The following is an 18,498-nucleotide window of genomic DNA, read 5'->3' as shown; positions in this document are numbered from 1 at the left end:
CCGGTTGCGCCGGGGAGGTACGTAGCGTACCTCAACGGAGCAACCGGGCTTCAGCTAGCGAGAATATTAGTCGTTCAGCAGTTCTTCCGTTGAGCTGTAATCCTGGTCCGTTTCCTTGGCCATTTCGATGGCGCGGGCGGCGGTCTTTGCGGCCATCGCGTCGTCTCCGGTTTTCTTGTAGAGCCAGGCTAGTGTATCCAGGTTAGGGTAGGTAGCGCGCAGTTCTACGGATTGCTTGGCCCAACCGAGCGCGAGTTCCAGATCAGCGGGGTCGGTAGCGTTCTCGAAGAAGTCCCAGGCGGCGGTATTCAATTCACCGAAGTCGTTGCTGGGGTAGGCCTTCAAGTAGTACTTGGCGGCCGGCAGGTAGGTCTCCATGTCGTTCATTTGGCTGGCCTGAAACATGGTGTAATGCGCGGCGAGGCGGTCCTTCAGTGGCGCGGCGTACTTCGTGTAGAAAGGAATAATGTCCTTCGTTTCGGGCAGCGCGCGCTTACCCGCATCCTGCATGTACTGGCCGAGCAAGACCTGCTGCAGGCCCATCATGTAGGAGCCGGAACCGGCGGAAGCCATGGCCTCTTCGGGGTGGGTCAGCAGGAAGTGCATCCGGTCACCACCCACCTTTCCGGGGTTGGCGATGATGAGCCCGACGGTGCCTTCGTCCGTCCAGTCTTCCTTGCTGGCGAGGTAGTCTTCAATGACTTCACCGGCGCGTTGCTTTTCGTACACGTCCGTCAGGGTACCGAGGTAACTTTCGATGAAGGCAGCGTCGCGTTCGCCGTCGTCGTAGCGTTTGTTGAGGGTACCGAGATTCTTATCACTCACCGCCACGTCGGCCAGCGCGAGGAACTTGGGGGCGGGGATGTAGCCCAGGGCTTTGTGGACGATGTTGCCGTCGCCGTCAATAAAGAGGTAAGTCGGGTAAGCCATCACGTTGTAGCGCTGGGCGATCCCGGGGCCTTCTCCCTTCTCCATGTCGATCTTGGCGTTAATAAACCGGTCGTTGTAGACCTTGCCCACCTCCATGTCGGGAAATACCTTGGAGGACATCATTTTGCAGGGGCCACACCAGGTCGTATAGGCATCGATAAAGATCACTTTGTCTTCGGCCTTGGCCTGGGCGAGCAGTTCTTCGAAGGGCTTCTCCTCGAAGACCATACCAAATTCCTGCGCCACCATTTGGGCGCTGACGCAGGTGCAAAGAAATAGGAATAAAAAGCGCATAAGCCTCAGTTTCGTTCTTGATTTAGGACGGGGAAGATACGACACCGATGGGCTACGAAACGTGAGGGTAGCGTTAAGAAGGTGGGGAGAAAATCAGCTTGCCGTTTACCGGACACTACGGGATGCGGCCTGGCTTTGACCGCAGCATCGGCCGGACGCTTGCGGGACCTCCTGCGTCGGACGCCACAAGGACCTGATTGTACCGACAATTTATGAATCTTAGCCACCATCCAAGTCCTTGTGCCGTAGTCCAGGCGCGCGCACCAAGTATGAAATTGTCGTAAGCGTCCGGCTTTGACCGCAGCATCGACCGGACGCTTGCGGGACCTCCTGCGTCCGACGCCACAAGGACCTATTGATGTTAGTAGTTGATTAAATTGCTACCTCCCATTAGGTCCTTGTGGCGTGGTCAAGCCGCGCTCAGCAAGGGTTGAGCTCCCGCAAGCGTCCGGCTATAAGTCGGTCCAACCCGGCCGCTCAGAGAACCTCCTGCGTCGGCCGCTCTGAGAACCTGGAGAATCTAGTAGTTGATATAAATATTACCGTCAGTAAGGTAGCTCCCTACAACCCCTCCAACCACTCCACCAGTAGGCGCATCCCGAAGCCGGTCGCCTGCCGGTCCTTCGCGAACGGGCCTTGTTTGAGGGCTACCCCCGCAATATCGAGGTGGGCGAAGGCGGGGTGCTCATCCGTGAAGAACTCAAGGAACTTGAAGGCATCAATGGCGCCGTTGATGGGCCGGCCGGAGTAGTTTTTGATGTCCGCGACGTCGCTATCGAGACCGGCGCGGTAGGCATCCCAGGTGGGGAGGGGCCACAACTTTTCTCCGGAAGCCGTGCCGGCGGCGAGGAGGGCGTCGCTCATCGCCTGGTTCTTACTCATGAGGGCGCCGCACTCGTAACCAAAGGTGCGGACGGCGCTACCGGTGAGGGTAGCGATATCCAGCAGGTAATCCGGCTGGAAATACTTGTTGGCGTAGCTCAGGCCGTCGCTCATCACAAGGCGGCCTTCAGCGTCGGTATCGATGATCTCAATGGTCTTACCGGAGTGGCCCGTGATCACATCGCTGGGCTTGATGCTGAGGGCATCGACGCTGTTGTCCGTAGCCGGGACGATACCAATTACGTGGGCTTTTACCTTTAGTTTGGCAATGGCCTCCATCGTCCCGAACACGGCGGCGGCGCCTCCCATGTCGGACTTCATCAGGTGGAGGTTCTGGCTCCCTTTGATGGAGACACCACCGGTATCGAAGGTGATGCCCTTACCTATGATGGCGATCTTTCGCAGTGGAGTTTGGTCCTGCTCGGTCCCTTCCCCGGCACCTGCGGCAGCGCCTGTTTCCTGGTATTTGTACTGCATGATGATGAAGCGCGCGGGATCTTCGCTGCCCCTATTGACGGCGAGGAGGGCGCCCAAACCTTCGGCTTCGCAGGCGGCTTTGTCGAGGACCTGCACGTCGTAGCCGTACTTTTTACCGGACTTTTCCGCCCAGGCCGCCAAATACTGGGGCCGCTTGATATTGGCGGGGGCATCAACGAGGGCCATGATTTCCATCTGCGTATCGACGAGGGTGCGTTCGCGCAGGTAGGCACTGGCAAGGGCAGAAGAATCGTGGCTGAAAGTGATGAGGCTACCCGCCGCGGCCAGAGGGTGCAGTTGCTCTTCCGACTTCCAGAAACCGGGCTGGTAACGGCCGAGGAGCAACCCCGCGGTAAAGGCGGCGGTGATCTTATCGTCCACCCCCTCATTTTCGATGGTGATCTTTTCGGTGAATTGCTCCCGCTCCGCGTGGCTCAACAGGTGGGCCTGGTGGCGGACGGTATGCACCTCGGCCCCCTCGGGCAAACGGTAAACGTAGCCGTAGGGGTGCAGGGTACGGATGTACTGCCCGGGCTTAATGATGTCCCGGTACAACTCATTGTCGGAGGGCAGCAGGCGTAAATTCAGTTCGGTGGTCATGGGCTAGGTGGGTTAATCATCGCAAGCCGCGGCGCTTCAAATTGGCCACGTAAATGGCCTTATTCCGGGCGTGGCCGGCAGCGTTCTTGGCAAAATTGTGCAAACCGGAGTTATCGCCGACGGCGCACATATAGATGTAATCGTGGTCCTCCGGGTTCAGTACGGCCTCGATGGCGCTGAGGGTGGGCATCGCGATCGGGCCGGGCGGCAAACCGGGATAGACGTAGGTATTGTAGGGGTGGTCCAGTTCGATGTGCTTGAACAGTACCCGCTTGATGCCGAAGACCCGATTGGCGAAAACGGCCGTGGGGTCGGACTGTAAAGCGATGCCCCGTTTTAGCCGGTTGAGGTAGAGGCCGGCAATTCGCGGTTGCTCCGATTTGGCCAGTGATTCGCTCTGGACGATGCTGGCCAGCGTGTACGCTTCGGCCGGCGTGAGGCCCTGCACCTTCGCTTTGGCGGTGCGGTCGGGCGTCCAGAACCGGTCGTGTTCCTTGATCATCCGCTCCATGAATTCCTGCGGAGTGGAATTCCAGTAGAGTTCGTAGGTATTGGGGAGGAAGAGAGTTTGGAGCGTCTCTTTGGTGTAGCCAATACTCTTCAAGTAGTCTTCGTCCTGCATGAGCGTGACGAAAGCCAAACTGTCCGGCTCCAGGAAGCGGGCGGCCTTCGCGGCCACGTTGGGAAATTCCCGCTCGACGTTGAGGACGACGTCCGCCGTCTGCCGTTTGGCCGTGCGGAGTTCGCGGATCAGATCGACGGTGCTAAGGCCCGGCTGCAGACGGTATCTGCCCGCGCGCATATCCTCGCGCTTGAAAGCCATGCGCTCGGCAATTGGGTCGAAGAACAAGCGATTGGGGCGGATGCCGTTGGCGGCCAGCGTATCCATCACCTGCTCGTAGCTGGAACCGGTAGGGACCGTGACGACGATTTGCTCACCACCGTTTTCCGGAACGACCGGGGCTACCATCACCGTATAGTAGGCGTAAGCGCCGATGGCGAGGACGAGGAGGACCAGGCCTAAAAGAATTTTTTTGATCACATCTTTTTGTTGGTGCTTTAGTGCTTTGGTACTTTAGGATTCTCCAAAGCACCAACGCACCAACGCACAATTAACCTTTATCTAAACACCAAAAACAAACGACTAACGGGAAAGATCAGTCCGACTAACCCACCCTAGTACTGCTCCTTATCATTCGGGAAATCCCGCGCCTTCACGTCGTTCACGTAGGCCTCCGTGGCTCCTTTGATGACGTCGAACAACTCGGCGTAGCGACGGAGGAAGCGGGGGTGAAAATCTTTGGTGATGCCCAGCAGATCGTGGGTGACGAGCACCTGCCCATCACAGTCCACTCCCCCACCAATACCGATCGTGGGAGTCTGCAGCACCTCGGTCACCTTGCCGGCCAGGGCGGCGGGGATCTTTTCCAGGACGAGCCCAAAGCAGCCCAACTCTTCGAGCAACTTGGCGTCCTTAATTAAACGACGAGCTTCGGCTTCCTGCTTGGCCCGGACGGTGTAGGTGCCGAATTTATAGATCGACTGCGGCGTCAAACCCAGGTGGCCCATGACCGGAATACCGGCCGAAAGGATGCGCTTGATTGAGTCTTGCACCTCCGATCCCCCTTCAAGTTTTACGGCGTGACCGCCCGATTCTTTCATGATGCGAATGGCTGACTTAAGGGCCATTTTACTGTCGCCCTGGTAGGTACCGAAGGGTAGGTCCACGACCACGAGGGCCCGCTTGACGGCGCGTACAACGCTGCTGGCGTGGTAGATCATCTGGTCCAATGTGATCGGCAGCGTGGTTTCGTGGCCGGCCATCACGTTGCTGGCGCTGTCGCCAACGAGCAGGACGTCCGCCCCACCTTCGTCGAGGATGCGGGCCATGGAGAAATCGTAGGCGGTGAGCATGGCGATCTTTTCTCCGGCGGCCTTCATTTGCTGCAGGGTGGAAACGGTGACGCGCTTGGCTTCAATTTTTTTGTGAACAGACATGGTAGTCGTTTAGTCGGGTAGTCTTGTAGTCGGGTAGTCTTGTAGTCGGGTAGTTCACCGCTACCCGCTTTCATAGCTGGTTGGCGTAAAACTACGCAATCGCTACTTGCTCAGCGGCGGGTGGCGTCGACGGCACCTACTTCCCGTTTCCATTCCTGTAGTGCTTCCAGCAGGTCGCCACCTTCGGGCGGGCCGGCCAGCATGCGGTTTTCGCCGGGCAGGGCGGCGACGTTGTAGTAAGTATCCACCGCGGCTTCGTAGTCGTAGTACAGTTTATAGTCGCCACTGCGCACCGCTGCGGCCGGCGTCCCCCCCTGGGGGCTGTAGTGGGGGAAGTGCCAGTAGAGATTGCGGCGGGGCAGGTCCTTGCCGGAGAGGAGCGGGAGGAGGTTCAGGCCGTCTTTTCCGTTGTAGTCCCGTTCCCGGCCAATGGCGGCGGCCACCGTTGGGAAGATGTCATTCGTCACCACGGGTGTGAGACTGGCGGCCTGCCCGGTAGCCAAGGCGGGATAGTGCAGGAGAAAGGGCACCCGAATCCCCCCTTCGTAGACGTAGCCCTTGCCGGCGCGGAGGATGCCGTTATCCGTTGGCGGCGTGTGTTGGTCGTAGCCGGGCACTTCGCGTACGTGGAGCCCACCATTATCCGACACGAAAACAATTAGGGTGTTCTTCAGCCGCCCCTCGGCTTCCAGGTAGCTGGTGATGCGGCCGACATTCTCGTCGAGGGTACTCACCATCGCGGCGTATTCGATCGTCGGGAAGGGCCGCCAGTGGCTGCTGTCGATCACCATTTGGTAGTAATCTACCCAGTCCTGCCGGCCCTGAATGGGTACGTGGGGCGCATAGAAATTGAGGGAGATGAGCCAGGGTTCTTCGCCCCATTCCTCCAGTAGTTCCAGGGTTTTGTCGCCGAGGGCATCCGTCAGGTAGTCGCCGGGTTCGGTATTCGCGAGGAGGTCGGGGAAGGGTTCGCCGTCGAAGAAGGGGTGGTAAAAAGAACGGGGTAATCCGTAGCGCCCGCCCGCGTAGGTGATTTCGTAGCCCTGCTTATCCGGCGCATATTCGTCATTCCCCAGGTGCCATTTCCCGACGTGGGCGGTGCGGTAGCCGGCGCTGGCGGCCAGTTCGCCGAGGGTCGTGTAATCGAGCGCCAAGCCCTGCGGGATGCGCGGTGGGATGAGCGCCGTCTTCCCATTATCGTAATACCCGTGGAGGTGTTCCGTCATCCCAATCCGTGCCGGATGAATCCCCGTCTGAATGCTCGCCCGCGACGGAGAACACACCGGCGCCGCCGCATAACCTTGCATGAATTGTATGCCGTTGCGCGCCAATTTATCCAGATTCGGTGATTCGATGAGGTGGGAACCGTAGCAATTCAAATCGGCCCAACCGAGGTCGTCCGCTACAATGAGGAGGATGTTGGGTTGGTTCTTTGTGGGGGCGTCAAGCGTATCATTTGCGGGCGCTGCCGCGGGTGCGATGTCCGGGGTGCAGGCTGCCGCCAGGCTGAGGATGGCGCAGAGGGTGAGGAGGGGACGTAAGGGCATTATTAGTCTTTGGTCTGTAGTCTATAGTCTGCAGTACGTAGTCTGGGGTCCTTTGGACCTACAGGGGAAGGTACGGAGATGGATTATGGGTTCGTAGAGTCAGGCCACCGGTTGTTTTGTAGGGTAGAGGGGGCCACCTGACGTTTTGTAGAGTGGGCCACCTGACGGTGTGCCACCGCTACGCAGGCCTGCCCTTTGGGGCGGGGATTAGGTGGTGAGCCAGGTATAGGCAGTCATTAGAAGGAAAGCCGTGCCCACCAAAAGCAGGATGATGGTCAGGATGGTCCAGAATTTATCGGCGCGGGCCAGTTTCTTGAAGGAGGGGCCGAAGATGCGTGCCAGGAAATTTTCGATGGCCTCTCCGAATAGGAACTCAACGATGGCCATGAAGATTTCTCGCATCTGAGGTGGTGGTTTCTGGTAGAACGGGTGGGGTCTTGTTTGCGATTGGTCTCATTACGGTTTAAAGACGCCAAGGAACTAGACTGAATAATTGATTGCTGTTATTTGAGATTTATGTGAAGCGGAAAGGTCAGTCTGACGTTTACTGCCTTACCTCCGTTCCTCCCTGGTGCCCACACCATTTGGCGCTTATTCATCAATCCAATTGCGCGAATGACTTCATTGCCGAGCCCAGCAATCGGCCCCCGAAGAATTTCTGCCTGCTCTATGTGACCAACCTTATTGACCACGAAGCTGACGACAGTTGACCCGGAAAAACAATTTTGCCTAATTACTTCTGGTATTATCAGTTCTCCTAAAATAAACTTGATAAGCGCTTGATCTGAGCATTGCTTTCGCTCGCTTGCGGGGAATTTGTCGCACCCGGGGAATATGGGCATTTCATCCGCAATTAAGTAAATCCTTTCAGCCGGCGGCCTCACTGCCGGCCGTCCATCCTCCAGCGGCGTGGGCGAGAGGCTAAACCTGACGGGAAAATTGAATTGAACCTTAACGGGTTTCTCCCCTCCGTAATACGTTCTGGCCGGTTCCCACCTGAGATCATCGTTGATCATTTTCTGGAAGGGAGCTAAAGCTGCCTTGCCGAGTCCATACCCTGGGTCACGTAAAAGTTTGGGATCATTGATTCGACCATCCACTTCAACTTTGAACGAAATGACCGCAATCCCTTCCACCTTTGCGGCAACCGCCTGGGGAGGATAGTCCGCATTACAGTATACGTATTGCATCAGCAAAGAGTCGGAACAGGATTTACGTTTACTGAAGTTCGCTATATCCGAACAACCAGGAAATAGAGGAGACTGCTCTCGTATACCTATAAGCTCGACTAACCCAGGTGTAGGCGGTGGGGGCGGGATGGTATCAACACCAACACTTAAGCAAGAACTCAATAGCAGCGCAAGAAGCATTTAACAGGTTTTGGATCAGATGCTTCGCTACCGCTGTTTTGACGCATTATATCTGAATTACTTTTCGTTTGTCTTCGAGGCCAAGAGTCTAAGCCGCGGTGAAATAATTGTAGAGCAGGCCACCTAACGGTGTGCCACCACTACCCAGGCCGGCCCTTCGGGACGGGGATTTTGGGGTGAAAATCATCAACCTCCAAGCACAAACCAATCAGCCAGGCGTTTACCGCGCATGCGCACCCTATTCACCCTATTACTCTGTACCTCCCTTTCCCTCAGCCTACCCGCCCAGGGTCTTATCGAAAAGGTGGCGGACCTGATGGAATTCAACCTCGGCAAGGCCAAGACGGATACGACTGAGTTCCAACCCAAGATTGTGATGGCACCCATCGTCTTCTTCGAGCCGAACACCAGCTTTGGGTTTGGCTTCGGGGCCAGTCTCCTCTTTAAACCGAAGGGGGCCGGGGCGGAAACGCGGACCTCTAACATACCCATCGGGATCAGCTATACGCTCAAGAACCAGGTGTTCTTTAGTGCCAGCCCGACGATCTTTTTCCCCGAAGAAAAGTGGCTCCTCCGCGGCAACATCGGCTACTCGGATTTCCCCCAAACCTACTTCGGGGTGGGCAACGGAACGCGGGATGAGGACGGCATTGAAATCACCTACCAGCGCCTGCTGATCGAACCTTTACTGTTGCGGCAGGCCATCCCTCACCTCTTCGTCGGCGGCGGGTTTCGGTACAATACCTACTACAACAACGAACTGATTGAGGATACGGAACTCCTGGAAGCGGGGGCCAGCCTGCAGGATACCCTCGGCAGCAAAAGCGTCGGCCTTGAGTTCGCGGCTTCCTACGATGATCGGGACAACGTCGTGAACGCTACGCGGGGAATACTAGCGGAATTCACCCAGGGCTTCTACGGCGAAGTGCTGGGTGGCTCCAACACCTTCCGCCTCAGTAAGCTAGATTTGCGAACCTACCACCGTGTCAACCCGAAGGGCGTCGTCGGGGGGCAGTTTTACCTACGGCACTCCACGCCCGGGGCACCCATCCAGGAACTGAGTTCGCTCGGTGGGCCCGACCTCCTACGCGGGTTCCAGGAGTTTAGGTTCCGGGATAACCTGGCGGCCTACGCCCAACTGGAATACCGCTGGCAAACCTGGAAGAGCATTGGCTTCGTCTTCTTCGGCGGGGCTGGCGAAGTGGCTTCCAGCAGCAGTAAGCTGGCCTTCGACGAATTGCGGTACAACGTTGGGACGGGCATCCGCGCGGCCGTCATCCCCAAGGAAAACATCAACCTGCGGATCGATTTTGGCTACGGCTTTGGGGTTAGTTCGGGGACCGGTATTTACCTGGGTCTCGGTGAAGCATTCTGAGGCCGGTCTTTGCCGCTCCCGCCCCGCTCCTTCCCACCGTACCTTCGCACCCGCGTAAGCGCCTAAAACCTCATCCGATGTCTCAACGAGCCAACTTCCTCAGCCACGTAGCCCAAACCTCGCCCGCCCCGATGGGCCTCGAGATTGCCAGCGGCCACGGCTGTTACTTGGTGGATACGGACGGCAAAGAATACCTCGATCTGATCGCTGGGATCGGCGTTTCCGTGCTCGGCCACAACCACCCCACCGTCGTGGAAGCCGTGCGGGAACAGGCCGGGAAGTACATGCACACGCTGGTGTACGGCGAGTTCGTCCTGGCCCCCCAGGCACAGTACGCGCGCTTGCTGGCGGATAATTTACCGGAGGGATTGGACAACGTCTACTTCGTCAATTCCGGCGCCGAGGCCTGCGAAGGGGCGATGAAGCTGGCCAAACGCGCCACCGGCCGGCGGGAGATCATTTCGGCCATCCGCAGCTACCACGGGAGCACCCAGGGGGCGGCGAGCTTGCAGTATCCCCACGATTTTACCGAGGCCTTCCAACCCCTCCTGCCCGACGTGGCCCACCTGGATTTCAACTGCGATTACTGCCTGCACCGCATCACCGAGCGGACGGCCGCCGTCATCATCGAAACCGTCCAGGCGGAATGGGGCATTCGCAAGCCGCGGAAGGAATGGATCCAGGCCGTGCGCAACCGCTGCACCGAGGTGGGCGCCTTGCTGATTCTCGACGAGATCCAGGCCGGCATGGGCCGCACGGGCACGCTCTGGGCCTTTGAACAGTACGGCGTCATTCCGGATATATTGTTGCTGGCCAAGGGCTTCGGTGGCGGCATGCCCCTCGGCGCCTTCGTAGCCCGTAAGGAGGTGATGGATCTGCTGACGCGCGAACCCGTCCTCGGCCACATCACGACTTTCGGAGGCCACCCGGTAAGTTGCGCCGCCGGTTTGGCCACCCTGACTTACTTGCTGGAGCATCCCGAAATCATCGGTAACGTTCACCAAAAAGAAGCCCTCTTTCACGAATTACTCGTCCACCCCAAGATCAAAGAAGTCCGCTCCGCCGGTCTTTGGATGGCCGTGGAACTCACCGATTTTGACGAGATCCGCGCCACCATCGCGAAGTGCCTGGAAGCAGGAATGATCACCGATTGGTTCCTCTGGAACGAACGCAGTTTACGAATTGCCCCGCCGCTGGTGATTACGGAGGAGGAGATTCGGAAGGGGTGTGAGATCGTGCTGAAAGCACTGGGGTAGTCGGGTAGTACGGTAGTCGGGTAGTATGGTAGTGCGGTACTACCCGACTACCGTACTACCCGACTACCCGACTAAAAACTAATCCACTACCCTCTCCAGCGCCGCAAACACGTTCCGGTACTGCTCCCGCGTAGGCCGGTCGTACAGCTTATTCAGGCGGAGGACGATCGAGCGGCTCTTCGGCCCGAAGCCTTTTTCGATGGCGCGCCGCCAGGCCATATTTTCCCGGTCATCGGAGATGCGTTGCATTTCCCAGACGGTGTCCATTCGGTCAACGTTTGAGTCGAAGGTTACCATGGGGTACTTGCCGCTGAGGTCCACGTAATACGCGCCGGCGTGGGTTTGGCGGTCCCAGTGCCCGGCGATGAAATGGCCGTCGGGGAAGAACTGCATCCACTGCCCGGTACCGTAGATATTCTGACGGGGCGTCCCCTCCTCGTTGATGTAGTATTCCACGGCCCAGAGGTTGGTCGTCAGCAACTGCACGCGCGCATCCGACATCATCGGGGGAAGGAGTTGACCGTAGGCGCCGAAGGGGGTTACGCTGTCGTTTAGCACGTCGTCTTCAGGGATGGGGTGGAGGTAGAAGGGTCGGTACGCCATCGTATCCTGCCCGGGGTAGGCGGCGAAAGCGTCGGTATATTCCACGCCGTCAATTCGCCCCTGGCCATCCGTTTCCTGGGCGCTGCCGCGGGTGCCGGGTTTCGGATCGGTGCAGGCGGAAGTAGCGAGAAGGGTGAAAGCCAAGATCAGGAGGGAAAGGGATGAGATTGGTCGGGACATGGTGCAAAGGTAATACGGTGCTTTGGTGCTTTGGTATGTTGGTGCTTTGGTTGCCGGCGTGATGCCCGTGCGGCAGCCCAAAGCACTACCACGAAGTAGCAGCGAAGCTAAAGTATCAAAGCACCGAAACCGCGAAGCGAAATTCACAACTCCATAACACCCTCGAGAATAGCAACCGACCCACCGCCCCTACGTACCTTCGCCCCATGGACTTCACCTCCCTAAAAAAGTCGATCAAGGACAAGGAATTTGCCCCCATTTACCTGCTCCACGGGGAAGAGACCTACTTCATCGACCAGCTGGAAGCCGAGATCCAAAAACACGCGTTGCAGGACCACGAGCGGGCCTTCAACGAGACCATCGCCTACGGGAAGGACACCGAATACCTGCAGATCGTCGACGCCGCCAGCCGCTACCCGATGATGGCCGAACGCCAACTCGTTTTGCTGCGGGAAGCCCAGGATATGCGCTCCCTCAAACAGTTGGAGGTGTACGCCAGCAAGCCCTCCCCCACTACCCTGCTGGTGATCAGCCACAAGCACAAAAAGCTGAACGCGAACACGAAGTTGTTCAAGAACATCAAGGCGAACGGCGTGGTCTTTGAAGCCAAGCCACTTTACGATAATAAGATCCCCGCCTGGATCAACAACTACCTGAAGGGAAAGAAGTACAGCATCGAGCAACAGGCCGCGCAACTCCTGGCAGAATTTCTCGGCACTTCCCTCAGCAAGATCACCAACGAGATCGATAAGCTGACCATCAACCTCGCGCCCGGCACCACCATCACTACGGCCATTGTCGAAGACCAGGTCGGGGTGAGTAAGGACTATAACGCCTTCGAACTCCAGCGGGCCATCGGTTTGCGGGATAAAGTAAAAGTGGCGCGGATCGTCAACTACTTCAAGGCAAACCCCAAGGCCGGACCCCTGCCGATGGTGACGGGCAGCCTCTACAATTACTTCAGCAAGGTGTTCCAGGTCATCGAAGGGCTGGCCAAACGGACTTCCCGCCAGGACCTGGCCAAACAGGTAAAGGTGAACCCCTACTTTTTCGATGAGTACGTGACCGTCGCCCGCAACTACCCCCACGCGAAAATGCCCGCCATCTTTGCGCTGCTGCGGGAGTACGACCTCAAATCCAAAGGCGTCCACTCCAACCTCGGCGGGAAGGGAGAGAATGAACTCCTGAAGGAATTGACTTATAAATTAATGGCTGTCTAAGGTCAAATTTTAGATTTTAGACGCTCGATTTTAGAGCGTTACACCTCGGCATTAACCAACCAATTTTGGAACCACTGCGGATTGCCATGCTTGCCCCTTTGCGGTTTCCCATCGCTGAACCCTACGCCGGGGGGCTGGAGGCGCATACCCACCAACTGGCCATCGGGTTGCGGGAATTGGGCCACGAGGTGACGCTGTTTGCCCATCCAGATTCGGATTCGTCCTTCCCCATTGTTCCTTTTTCCCTTGACGAGAATCCTTCTTTCTGGGAGTCGCTCAAGGCTTACCGAACGGTCATTCGCCGGCTCAAGGAGGGAGGGTACGACCTCATTCAGAATAACACCATCCACTTCTTCCCGCCTCTCATGGCGCGCTTTCTCTCCGTGCCGATGGTCACGACGCGCCACACCCCACCCTACCGGTCCCACCAAGCTACGGCGGGGATGACCTGCCGGGTGAAGAACCACCGCTACGTAAGTATCAGCCACCACATTGCGCGGGTGTGGGAGGTGTACGGCGGGGTATCCACGGTCATTCACAACGGGGTCGATTTGGAACGATTTTCCACTGCGGTTGCAGCTCCATCTTCGCCAACCGAGACTCAGGCTACGGAAAAGACCGCCATCTGGTACGGTCGTATCCTGCCCGATAAGGGGACTCACTTCGCCGCCATGGCTGCCCGGGCAGCCGGATTCTCTCTACAAATTGTCGGCACCATCGACGATCAGGATTACTTCGATCGGGAGGTCGCGCCTTTGCTCAATAATCAGATTCAGTACCTCGGTCGCCGTACCCAGTCGGAGTTGGCCAGTTTGGTCGCCGCGGCATCCGTGGGCCTCGTCACCCCGCAGTGGGAGGAGCCCTTTGGCCTCGTTTGCATCGAGATGCTGGCCTGCGGCACCCCGGTCGCGGCGTTTCGGAACGGCGCCATTCCGGAGATCATCGACGCAAGCTGTGGGCGCCTCGTCGACCAGGCAGATACGGAGGCGCTGGCGCGGGTGCTGAGTGAAGTGGCCAAGCTCCCCCCAACCGCGTGCCGGGCCAGAGCGGAAGAGTTTTCCCTAAAAACAATGGTGCAACGCTACGCCAACTTGTACGGTAGTTTGGTCAACAATTGATCCAAATTGACTCCTTTAAGGCAGGACTGAACTACCGATTATAGAGAACTAAGGTGTTATTAATTCGGTGGTTTATCCCCTTCACGGTTCCGCCTTCCCACTTTCCTGAATGGTAGCGTGTTCGCTAAGAGTGAAAATTAAAGGCCGTCTAAACAAGCTTATTCTTAGCGTGGAAATTAATTGTTAGAAAAACCGAATGCGCGAATTTGGACTTTGAGGGGGTGCTATCAATTTAAACAGGAGATCCGGCTTTTGCCGTGCCCTGATGTGTACAGTAAGCTAACCAACCAGCATGAAAATTGCCATTATTGCGCATCTCAAATTCCCCATCGTTGAGCCCTTCCACGGTGGATTGGAGATGCATACCCACATCCTCACGAAACGGCTCATGGCGAGGGGCCACGACGTCACGTTGTACGCCCTCGCTGATTCGGACCCCGAGTTTAAGGTGAAGCAACCCCAACTATCCGTCATCCGCATGGGCTTAGGGAACGACCTTTTTGAAGGGGAAGCGGACTTCAACAACCGGTTCGTTGACAAGATGCACGCTTACATGGACATCATGCGCATGGTCAGCGAAGGTGGATACGATGTGGTGCACAACAACAGCCTGCACTTTATTCCGCTGGCCATGGCTCACACCCTCCCCTGCCCGATGGTGACGGCACTGCACACGCCGCCCTTCCCTTCCCTGCAGAGTGGCGCCATCCTGGCTAAATCCTACCTCGGCAACCACTTTGTTGCCGTTAGTGAGAGCCTTGGCCGGGGGTGGAAGGATTTCGTCAACCGCTACGAAGTGATTTACAACGGGGTGAATGCCAGAGCCTGGTCGTTCTCCGAATCGCCAAAGCCGAAAACGGCCGTTTGGATTGGTCGGTTCTGCCCGGAAAAAGGACCGGAATATGCCATCGAAGCTGCTCGTCTTGCCGGTTACCACCTCAAGATGGCGGGCTCTATCTACGACCAAGCTTACTTCGACCAAAAGATTGCTCCCCGGCTGGGCCCTGACGTTGAAGTAGTCGGCCACCTCGACCACAACGGCCTCTGCGAATTGATCGGCGAATCCGAAGTAGGGCTCTTCACTTCCACTTGGGAAGAACCCTTCGGCCTCGTCCTCACTGAAATGCTGGCCTGCGGAACCCCAATTGTCTCGTTTGACAGTGGTGCCGCCCGCGAAATCATTTGCGACGACTGCGGCGTAATCGTCCCCATGCGGGACTACGTAGCTATGGCGCAGGCCATCCCCCAGGCCGCTGCCCTCCGCCGGGAAGATTGCCGGTTGCGCTCGACGGACCACTTCCCCATTGAAAAGATGATCGAGGAATACGAAAACCTGTACGTTAAACTCTCTAAAACCAGCGCCCGGGCTACGGCGTCCAGTTCCGCCGTTTATGTCGCTTAATCTCCCCAGCGCACCCCAGTTGGCGCCCATTGGTTTCTACGTCCACCACCACGGGAGCGGGCACGCAACGCGGTGTAGGCAGATCGCTGCAGCCTGGCCGGATGACAGCCCTATCCACGTTTTCACCTCGGCCCCGAAATACTTTGCGGGTTGGAAAGGTGGGACCGTCCACACCCTCCCACCCGACGTGGAGGAAGGGCGTGATCCCAATCAGGACCTGCTGACTGGAGAAGTATTTCACTACGCGCCGGTTGGCATGCGTTCCGTCACCAATCGTATGGCCACCATGGCCAATTGGATGGCGGAGAACGATCCTAAATTATTCATCGTCGATCTCTCGTGTGAGGTTGCCCTTTTCGCCCGCCTCTGCGGCGTCAACGTAGCCCTGGTGCGGTTGCACGGTTACCGGAAGGACCCCGCCCACACGGCAGCCTTTCGCCTCGCCGATACTTTGCTGGCTCCCTTCCCTCCTTGTCTGGAGGATGACCACACACCGGATTGGGTGAAGGACAAAACCATTTACCTCGGGCTCTTCAGCCGGTACGACGGCCGTAAAGAAACCCGCGAGGCGTGTTACGATCAAATGCTTGGTCGTGCTTACCCCTCCCCTGAACCTGAACTAGCCCGCCGCCTCCGTTGGCAACGTCACGTGGCCGTCGTCAATGGCAGCGGAGGTAAGGACCAAAACATCGATTATTGGGAGCAGGTCGCCCGCCACAATGCGGACCACCACTTCCATCTCCTCGGCAGGTTGGACCGTAAAACCTCGGAGGTCGAAAACCTGACCATCGTCGGTTACCTATCCGACACCTTTCCCTACTTGCGTGGTGCGGACATCATCATTGGCAGCGGGGGGACTAACACAATGGGCGAGATCGGCGCGGCTAGCGGCCGTTTCCTCAGCTTACCGGAAGAACGCCCCTACGGAGAGCAAGTCTACAAAATGAAGGCGCTAGCGAAGTACGGCCTCACCCGGATCGTCGAATCGGAAACGGACCCGAAGGATTGGCGAAAATGGCTACGCCGGGCGAATGACCTTCAGCCCAGCCGCTGGCGCCGCTTACGCCGTACGGCCAAGTTTAAAGTTGCCGTCGACCAACTCGCAGAACGGTACTCAGGCAAACGGATCGACGCTCCGGCTATTTTGGATCTCCCCTTCGGTGGGCAAGCGCAACAGGCTTAGTTCATCCTCCGTCCACTTGATGAGTCCGGCATCTTGGAAGGCTCTTAACCAGCCTTCCATTGGCCACCCCCCCCACTTTTTCCGGAAGGCGTTGGCGTTGACGACCAAGTCCTCAACGTGATTAAGTGGAGGGCTATGGGTTACGTGGTGCTGGTGGTATACCCGTGCGTCGGCCAGGAAGAAGCGTATTCCCGCCGCTCGGGCGGTGAACGCAAAATCAGTGTCCTCACCGCCGTAACCCCGGTAGTTTTCGTCGAAGCCACCCGTTTCGAGGAAGGTCTCTTTGTAGATTCCGAAGCAGAGGGACCAAAACAAATGGTACTCTTCACTAGGCACGTATCCACCCGACGGGATGGGTGGCCGACGGGGGTGCACCATCGCGGCGGCGGCCAGTTCGTCAGCCGCCCAATCGTCACGACCACTATCTACCGGTAGGTATAGTGGATTACCCATCACGAGGCCTCGGGTGAATTCCACTACGGGGACCAAATTCTCCGGATAAGTAGGGGCAGGGATGCAGTCTACGTCCAGGAATACGAGGATTTCTCCGGTGGCCAGCGTAGCGGCGTGGTTACGGGCGCGTGCGATGGGTAGTTGGTCCTCCCCTTTGCTCTTTATGGTTACTTCCACCAGTTTACAACCTGGATCCGGTAGGTCGGGATCGGTCGGTTCATTCATGTGTACCACAATCACTTCACCCGGCACCTGCGTCAGCGCCCTGATGCCGCGCATTTGGTTGTGAAGGTTTTGTCGGCGGCCTTTGACGATGGTGAGCAAGGAGACAGTGGGCATGGGGGGGAGACTGACGAAGAAAGGAGATTAATTACTTCCTCAACAGAAGCCGAAATCTCCGCTTCGGTTCTCCTAACTCAGTACTTCCGGTCCACTACGTAATTGACGAGTTCCTCCAGTCCATTCCGGGCCGGGCTTTCCGGTAACTGGTGCAACAACGCAAAGGCTTCATCGCGGTAGCGATGCATCGCTGCTTCGGCGTACTGAATGCCCTGACTGGCGTGGACGAAAGCGATCACCTCCGCCACCCGGTCCGGCTTATCGGAATGCTTTTTGATGGTGCGGATGATGCGGCGGCGGTCGCTTTTGGATGCCTGATTTAAAGCATGGATGAGCGGCAGCGTCATCTTCTTTTCCTTGATATCGATGCCCAGTGGCTTCCCCACCTTATCCGTACCGAAATCGAAGAGGTCATCCCGGATCTGGAAGGCGATGCCAATTTTTTCGCCGAAGCCGTGGAGGAGTTGGAGGGTTTGCTCGTCGTCCGTCACCGATGCAGCACCGGCTTCACACGCAGCTGCAATGAGGCTGGCCGTCTTTTGGCGAATGACGTCGAAGTAGATGGCCTCGTCAATGTCCAGCCGGCGGGCTTTCTCGATTTGCAATAATTCCCCTTCACTCAAGGCCTGGACGGCGTTAGAAGTGATCTCCAGGATCCGGTACTGTTTGTGTCGTAGCGCAATCAGCAGTCCTTTGGACAAGAAATAATCGCCAACGAGAACGGCAATTTTATTCTTCCAGAGGGCATTGATGCTGAAGAAACCGCGGCGTTCGTAGGATTCATCTACGACGTCATCGTGCACCAGGCTGGCGGTATGCAGAATCTCGATCAGGGAGGCCGCTACGTAGGAATTGTCGTTGATCTCCCCGCAAGCTTTGGCCGCTAAGAAGACGAACATGGGCCGGACCTGCTTCCCCTTGCGCCTAACAATGTAGTAGGTGATGCGGTCCATGAGCGCCACCGGCGAGCGCAGGGTATCCCGAAAGCGGCTTTCAAAAGCTGCCAGTTCTTTTACGATGGGTTGTTTTATGGCATCCAAGCTCCTGGCCATAGTTTGTCTAGCGGGGTGGTCGCCAATAGAATAGCTGGCGTTGGCTAAAGTTTCATTTATTTCTGAAAGATGTGGCCATTTGCTTCGTTGGAGGATTCACGGGGTGATTGCGATGACAAGCAAGTCGTCGGACGATTCACTGAGGTGATTGCGATAGCAAGCACCTCAGCTTCGTCCGACGACTTTAGAGAATGATTACCAAGTCGTCGGACGATGCCA

The 18,498-nt window shown here is 57.3% G+C and carries 16 protein-coding genes; 6 read left to right on the top strand and 10 right to left on the bottom strand.

The annotated features are described in order from the left end of the window. Positions 1-66: 66 nt before the first annotated feature. The 7 genes from A3850_RS08520 to A3850_RS08490 all read right to left on the bottom strand — a co-directional run bounded on the left by A3850_RS08520 (position 67) and on the right by A3850_RS08490 (position 7,918). On the bottom strand, positions 67-1,224 hold the full coding sequence (locus tag A3850_RS08520) for a thioredoxin domain-containing protein (protein WP_076639936.1): 1,158 nt from the start codon (positions 1,222-1,224) through the stop codon (positions 67-69). A gap of 561 nt (positions 1,225-1,785) precedes the next feature. After that, positions 1,786-3,183, bottom strand: a complete 1,398-nt coding sequence (locus A3850_RS08515; protein ID WP_068215599.1) for a M17 family metallopeptidase — start codon at positions 3,181-3,183, stop codon at positions 1,786-1,788. A gap of 16 nt (positions 3,184-3,199) precedes the next feature. Then, positions 3,200-4,225 carry an endolytic transglycosylase MltG gene (gene mltG, locus A3850_RS08510; protein WP_068215594.1) on the bottom strand — a complete coding sequence of 342 codons (1,026 nt, stop codon included), beginning with the start codon at positions 4,223-4,225 and terminating at the stop codon, positions 3,200-3,202. A gap of 134 nt (positions 4,226-4,359) precedes the next feature. Further along, positions 4,360-5,181: a 3-methyl-2-oxobutanoate hydroxymethyltransferase gene (gene panB, locus A3850_RS08505; protein WP_068215593.1), complete on the bottom strand. Its 822-nt coding sequence runs from the start codon at positions 5,179-5,181 to the stop codon at positions 4,360-4,362. Between the two features lie 110 nt (positions 5,182-5,291). Then, complete coding sequence (locus tag A3850_RS08500; protein WP_068215592.1) at positions 5,292-6,728, bottom strand: sulfatase; 1,437 nt, start codon at positions 6,726-6,728, stop codon at positions 5,292-5,294. A gap of 207 nt (positions 6,729-6,935) precedes the next feature. Next, positions 6,936-7,130 carry a hypothetical protein gene (locus A3850_RS08495; protein WP_157500993.1) on the bottom strand — a complete coding sequence of 65 codons (195 nt, stop codon included), beginning with the start codon at positions 7,128-7,130 and terminating at the stop codon, positions 6,936-6,938. 101 nt (positions 7,131-7,231) lie between these two features. Beyond that, complete coding sequence (locus A3850_RS08490) at positions 7,232-7,918, bottom strand: energy transducer TonB (RefSeq protein ID WP_068215589.1); 687 nt, start codon at positions 7,916-7,918, stop codon at positions 7,232-7,234. A 409-nt stretch (positions 7,919-8,327) separates the two neighbouring features. Here A3850_RS08490 and A3850_RS08485 point away from each other — a divergent pair, with 409 nt between their 5' ends. Next, the gene (locus tag A3850_RS08485; RefSeq protein ID WP_068215588.1) at positions 8,328-9,473 is read left to right on the top strand and encodes a BamA/TamA family outer membrane protein; all 1,146 of its coding nucleotides are present in this window, start codon (positions 8,328-8,330) and stop codon (positions 9,471-9,473) included. Between the two features lie 77 nt (positions 9,474-9,550). Then, a complete protein-coding gene (locus A3850_RS08480) occupies positions 9,551-10,729 on the top strand; it encodes an aspartate aminotransferase family protein (protein ID WP_068215586.1) in 1,179 nt (392 codons plus the stop codon). Between the two features lie 78 nt (positions 10,730-10,807). Here A3850_RS08480 and A3850_RS08475 read toward each other — a convergent pair whose 3' ends face one another. Next, the gene (locus tag A3850_RS08475) at positions 10,808-11,512 is read right to left on the bottom strand and encodes a hypothetical protein (protein ID WP_068215584.1); all 705 of its coding nucleotides are present in this window, start codon (positions 11,510-11,512) and stop codon (positions 10,808-10,810) included. Positions 11,513-11,718: 206 nt separating this feature from the next. Between A3850_RS08475 and holA the strand changes: the two genes are divergently transcribed. From holA to A3850_RS08455, 4 genes are all read left to right on the top strand, one after another. Beyond that, the gene (gene holA / locus A3850_RS08470; RefSeq protein WP_068215582.1) at positions 11,719-12,732 is read left to right on the top strand and encodes a DNA polymerase III subunit delta; all 1,014 of its coding nucleotides are present in this window, start codon (positions 11,719-11,721) and stop codon (positions 12,730-12,732) included. A gap of 86 nt (positions 12,733-12,818) precedes the next feature. Next, positions 12,819-13,850, top strand: a complete 1,032-nt coding sequence (locus A3850_RS08465) for a glycosyltransferase (protein WP_076639934.1) — start codon at positions 12,819-12,821, stop codon at positions 13,848-13,850. 292 nt (positions 13,851-14,142) lie between these two features. After that, positions 14,143-15,252, top strand: a complete 1,110-nt coding sequence (locus tag A3850_RS08460) for a glycosyltransferase (protein ID WP_068215580.1) — start codon at positions 14,143-14,145, stop codon at positions 15,250-15,252. After that, positions 15,242-16,435, top strand: a complete 1,194-nt coding sequence (locus A3850_RS08455; protein ID WP_157500991.1) for a hypothetical protein — start codon at positions 15,242-15,244, stop codon at positions 16,433-16,435. The genes A3850_RS08460 and A3850_RS08455 overlap by 11 nt, the downstream gene beginning before the upstream one ends. On the opposite strand, the gene A3850_RS08450 is transcribed toward A3850_RS08455, so the two are convergent. Together A3850_RS08450 and A3850_RS08445 are read right to left on the bottom strand one after the other, a co-directional pair. Continuing rightward, positions 16,367-17,227, bottom strand: coding sequence for a glycosyltransferase family 2 protein (locus A3850_RS08450; RefSeq protein ID WP_068215574.1), 861 nt, complete (start codon positions 17,225-17,227; stop codon positions 16,367-16,369). The genes A3850_RS08455 and A3850_RS08450 overlap by 69 nt on opposite strands. A 77-nt stretch (positions 17,228-17,304) precedes the next feature. After that, entirely contained in the window at positions 17,305-18,279 is a 975-nt protein-coding gene (locus A3850_RS08445; RefSeq protein ID WP_068215572.1) for a polyprenyl synthetase family protein, read from the bottom strand. Positions 18,280-18,498: the final 219 nt, after the last annotated feature.

The sequence above is a fragment of the Lewinella sp. 4G2 genome, assembly GCF_001625015.1.
Lineage (GTDB): Bacteria > Bacteroidota > Bacteroidia > Chitinophagales > Saprospiraceae > Neolewinella.
This window is presented reverse-complemented; position numbering and strand designations above follow the sequence as displayed.

What these genes read in the sequence shown, in the direction of transcription:
- A3850_RS08520 (WP_076639936.1), bottom strand. Translation starts at nt 1,224, where the DNA reads ATGCGCTTTTTATTCCTATTTCTTTGCACCTGCGTCAGCGCCCAAATG.
- A3850_RS08515 (WP_068215599.1), bottom strand. Translation starts at nt 3,183, where the DNA reads ATGACCACCGAACTGAATTTACGCCTGCTGCCCTCCGACAATGAGTTG.
- panB (WP_068215593.1), bottom strand. Translation starts at nt 5,181, where the DNA reads ATGTCTGTTCACAAAAAAATTGAAGCCAAGCGCGTCACCGTTTCCACC.
- A3850_RS08500 (WP_068215592.1), bottom strand. Translation starts at nt 6,728, where the DNA reads ATGCCCTTACGTCCCCTCCTCACCCTCTGCGCCATCCTCAGCCTGGCG.
- A3850_RS08495 (WP_157500993.1), bottom strand. Translation starts at nt 7,130, where the DNA reads ATGCGAGAAATCTTCATGGCCATCGTTGAGTTCCTATTCGGAGAGGCC.
- A3850_RS08490 (WP_068215589.1), bottom strand. Translation starts at nt 7,918, where the DNA reads ATGCAATACGTATACTGTAATGCGGACTATCCTCCCCAGGCGGTTGCC.
- A3850_RS08485 (WP_068215588.1), top strand. Translation starts at nt 8,328, where the DNA reads ATGCGCACCCTATTCACCCTATTACTCTGTACCTCCCTTTCCCTCAGC.
- A3850_RS08480 (WP_068215586.1), top strand. Translation starts at nt 9,551, where the DNA reads ATGTCTCAACGAGCCAACTTCCTCAGCCACGTAGCCCAAACCTCGCCC.
- A3850_RS08475 (WP_068215584.1), bottom strand. Translation starts at nt 11,512, where the DNA reads ATGTCCCGACCAATCTCATCCCTTTCCCTCCTGATCTTGGCTTTCACC.
- holA (WP_068215582.1), top strand. Translation starts at nt 11,719, where the DNA reads ATGGACTTCACCTCCCTAAAAAAGTCGATCAAGGACAAGGAATTTGCC.
- A3850_RS08465 (WP_076639934.1), top strand. Translation starts at nt 12,819, where the DNA reads ATGCTTGCCCCTTTGCGGTTTCCCATCGCTGAACCCTACGCCGGGGGG.
- A3850_RS08460 (WP_068215580.1), top strand. Translation starts at nt 14,143, where the DNA reads ATGAAAATTGCCATTATTGCGCATCTCAAATTCCCCATCGTTGAGCCC.
- A3850_RS08455 (WP_157500991.1), top strand. Translation starts at nt 15,242, where the DNA reads ATGTCGCTTAATCTCCCCAGCGCACCCCAGTTGGCGCCCATTGGTTTC.
- A3850_RS08450 (WP_068215574.1), bottom strand. Translation starts at nt 17,227, where the DNA reads ATGCCCACTGTCTCCTTGCTCACCATCGTCAAAGGCCGCCGACAAAAC.
- A3850_RS08445 (WP_068215572.1), bottom strand. Translation starts at nt 18,279, where the DNA reads ATGGCCAGGAGCTTGGATGCCATAAAACAACCCATCGTAAAAGAACTG.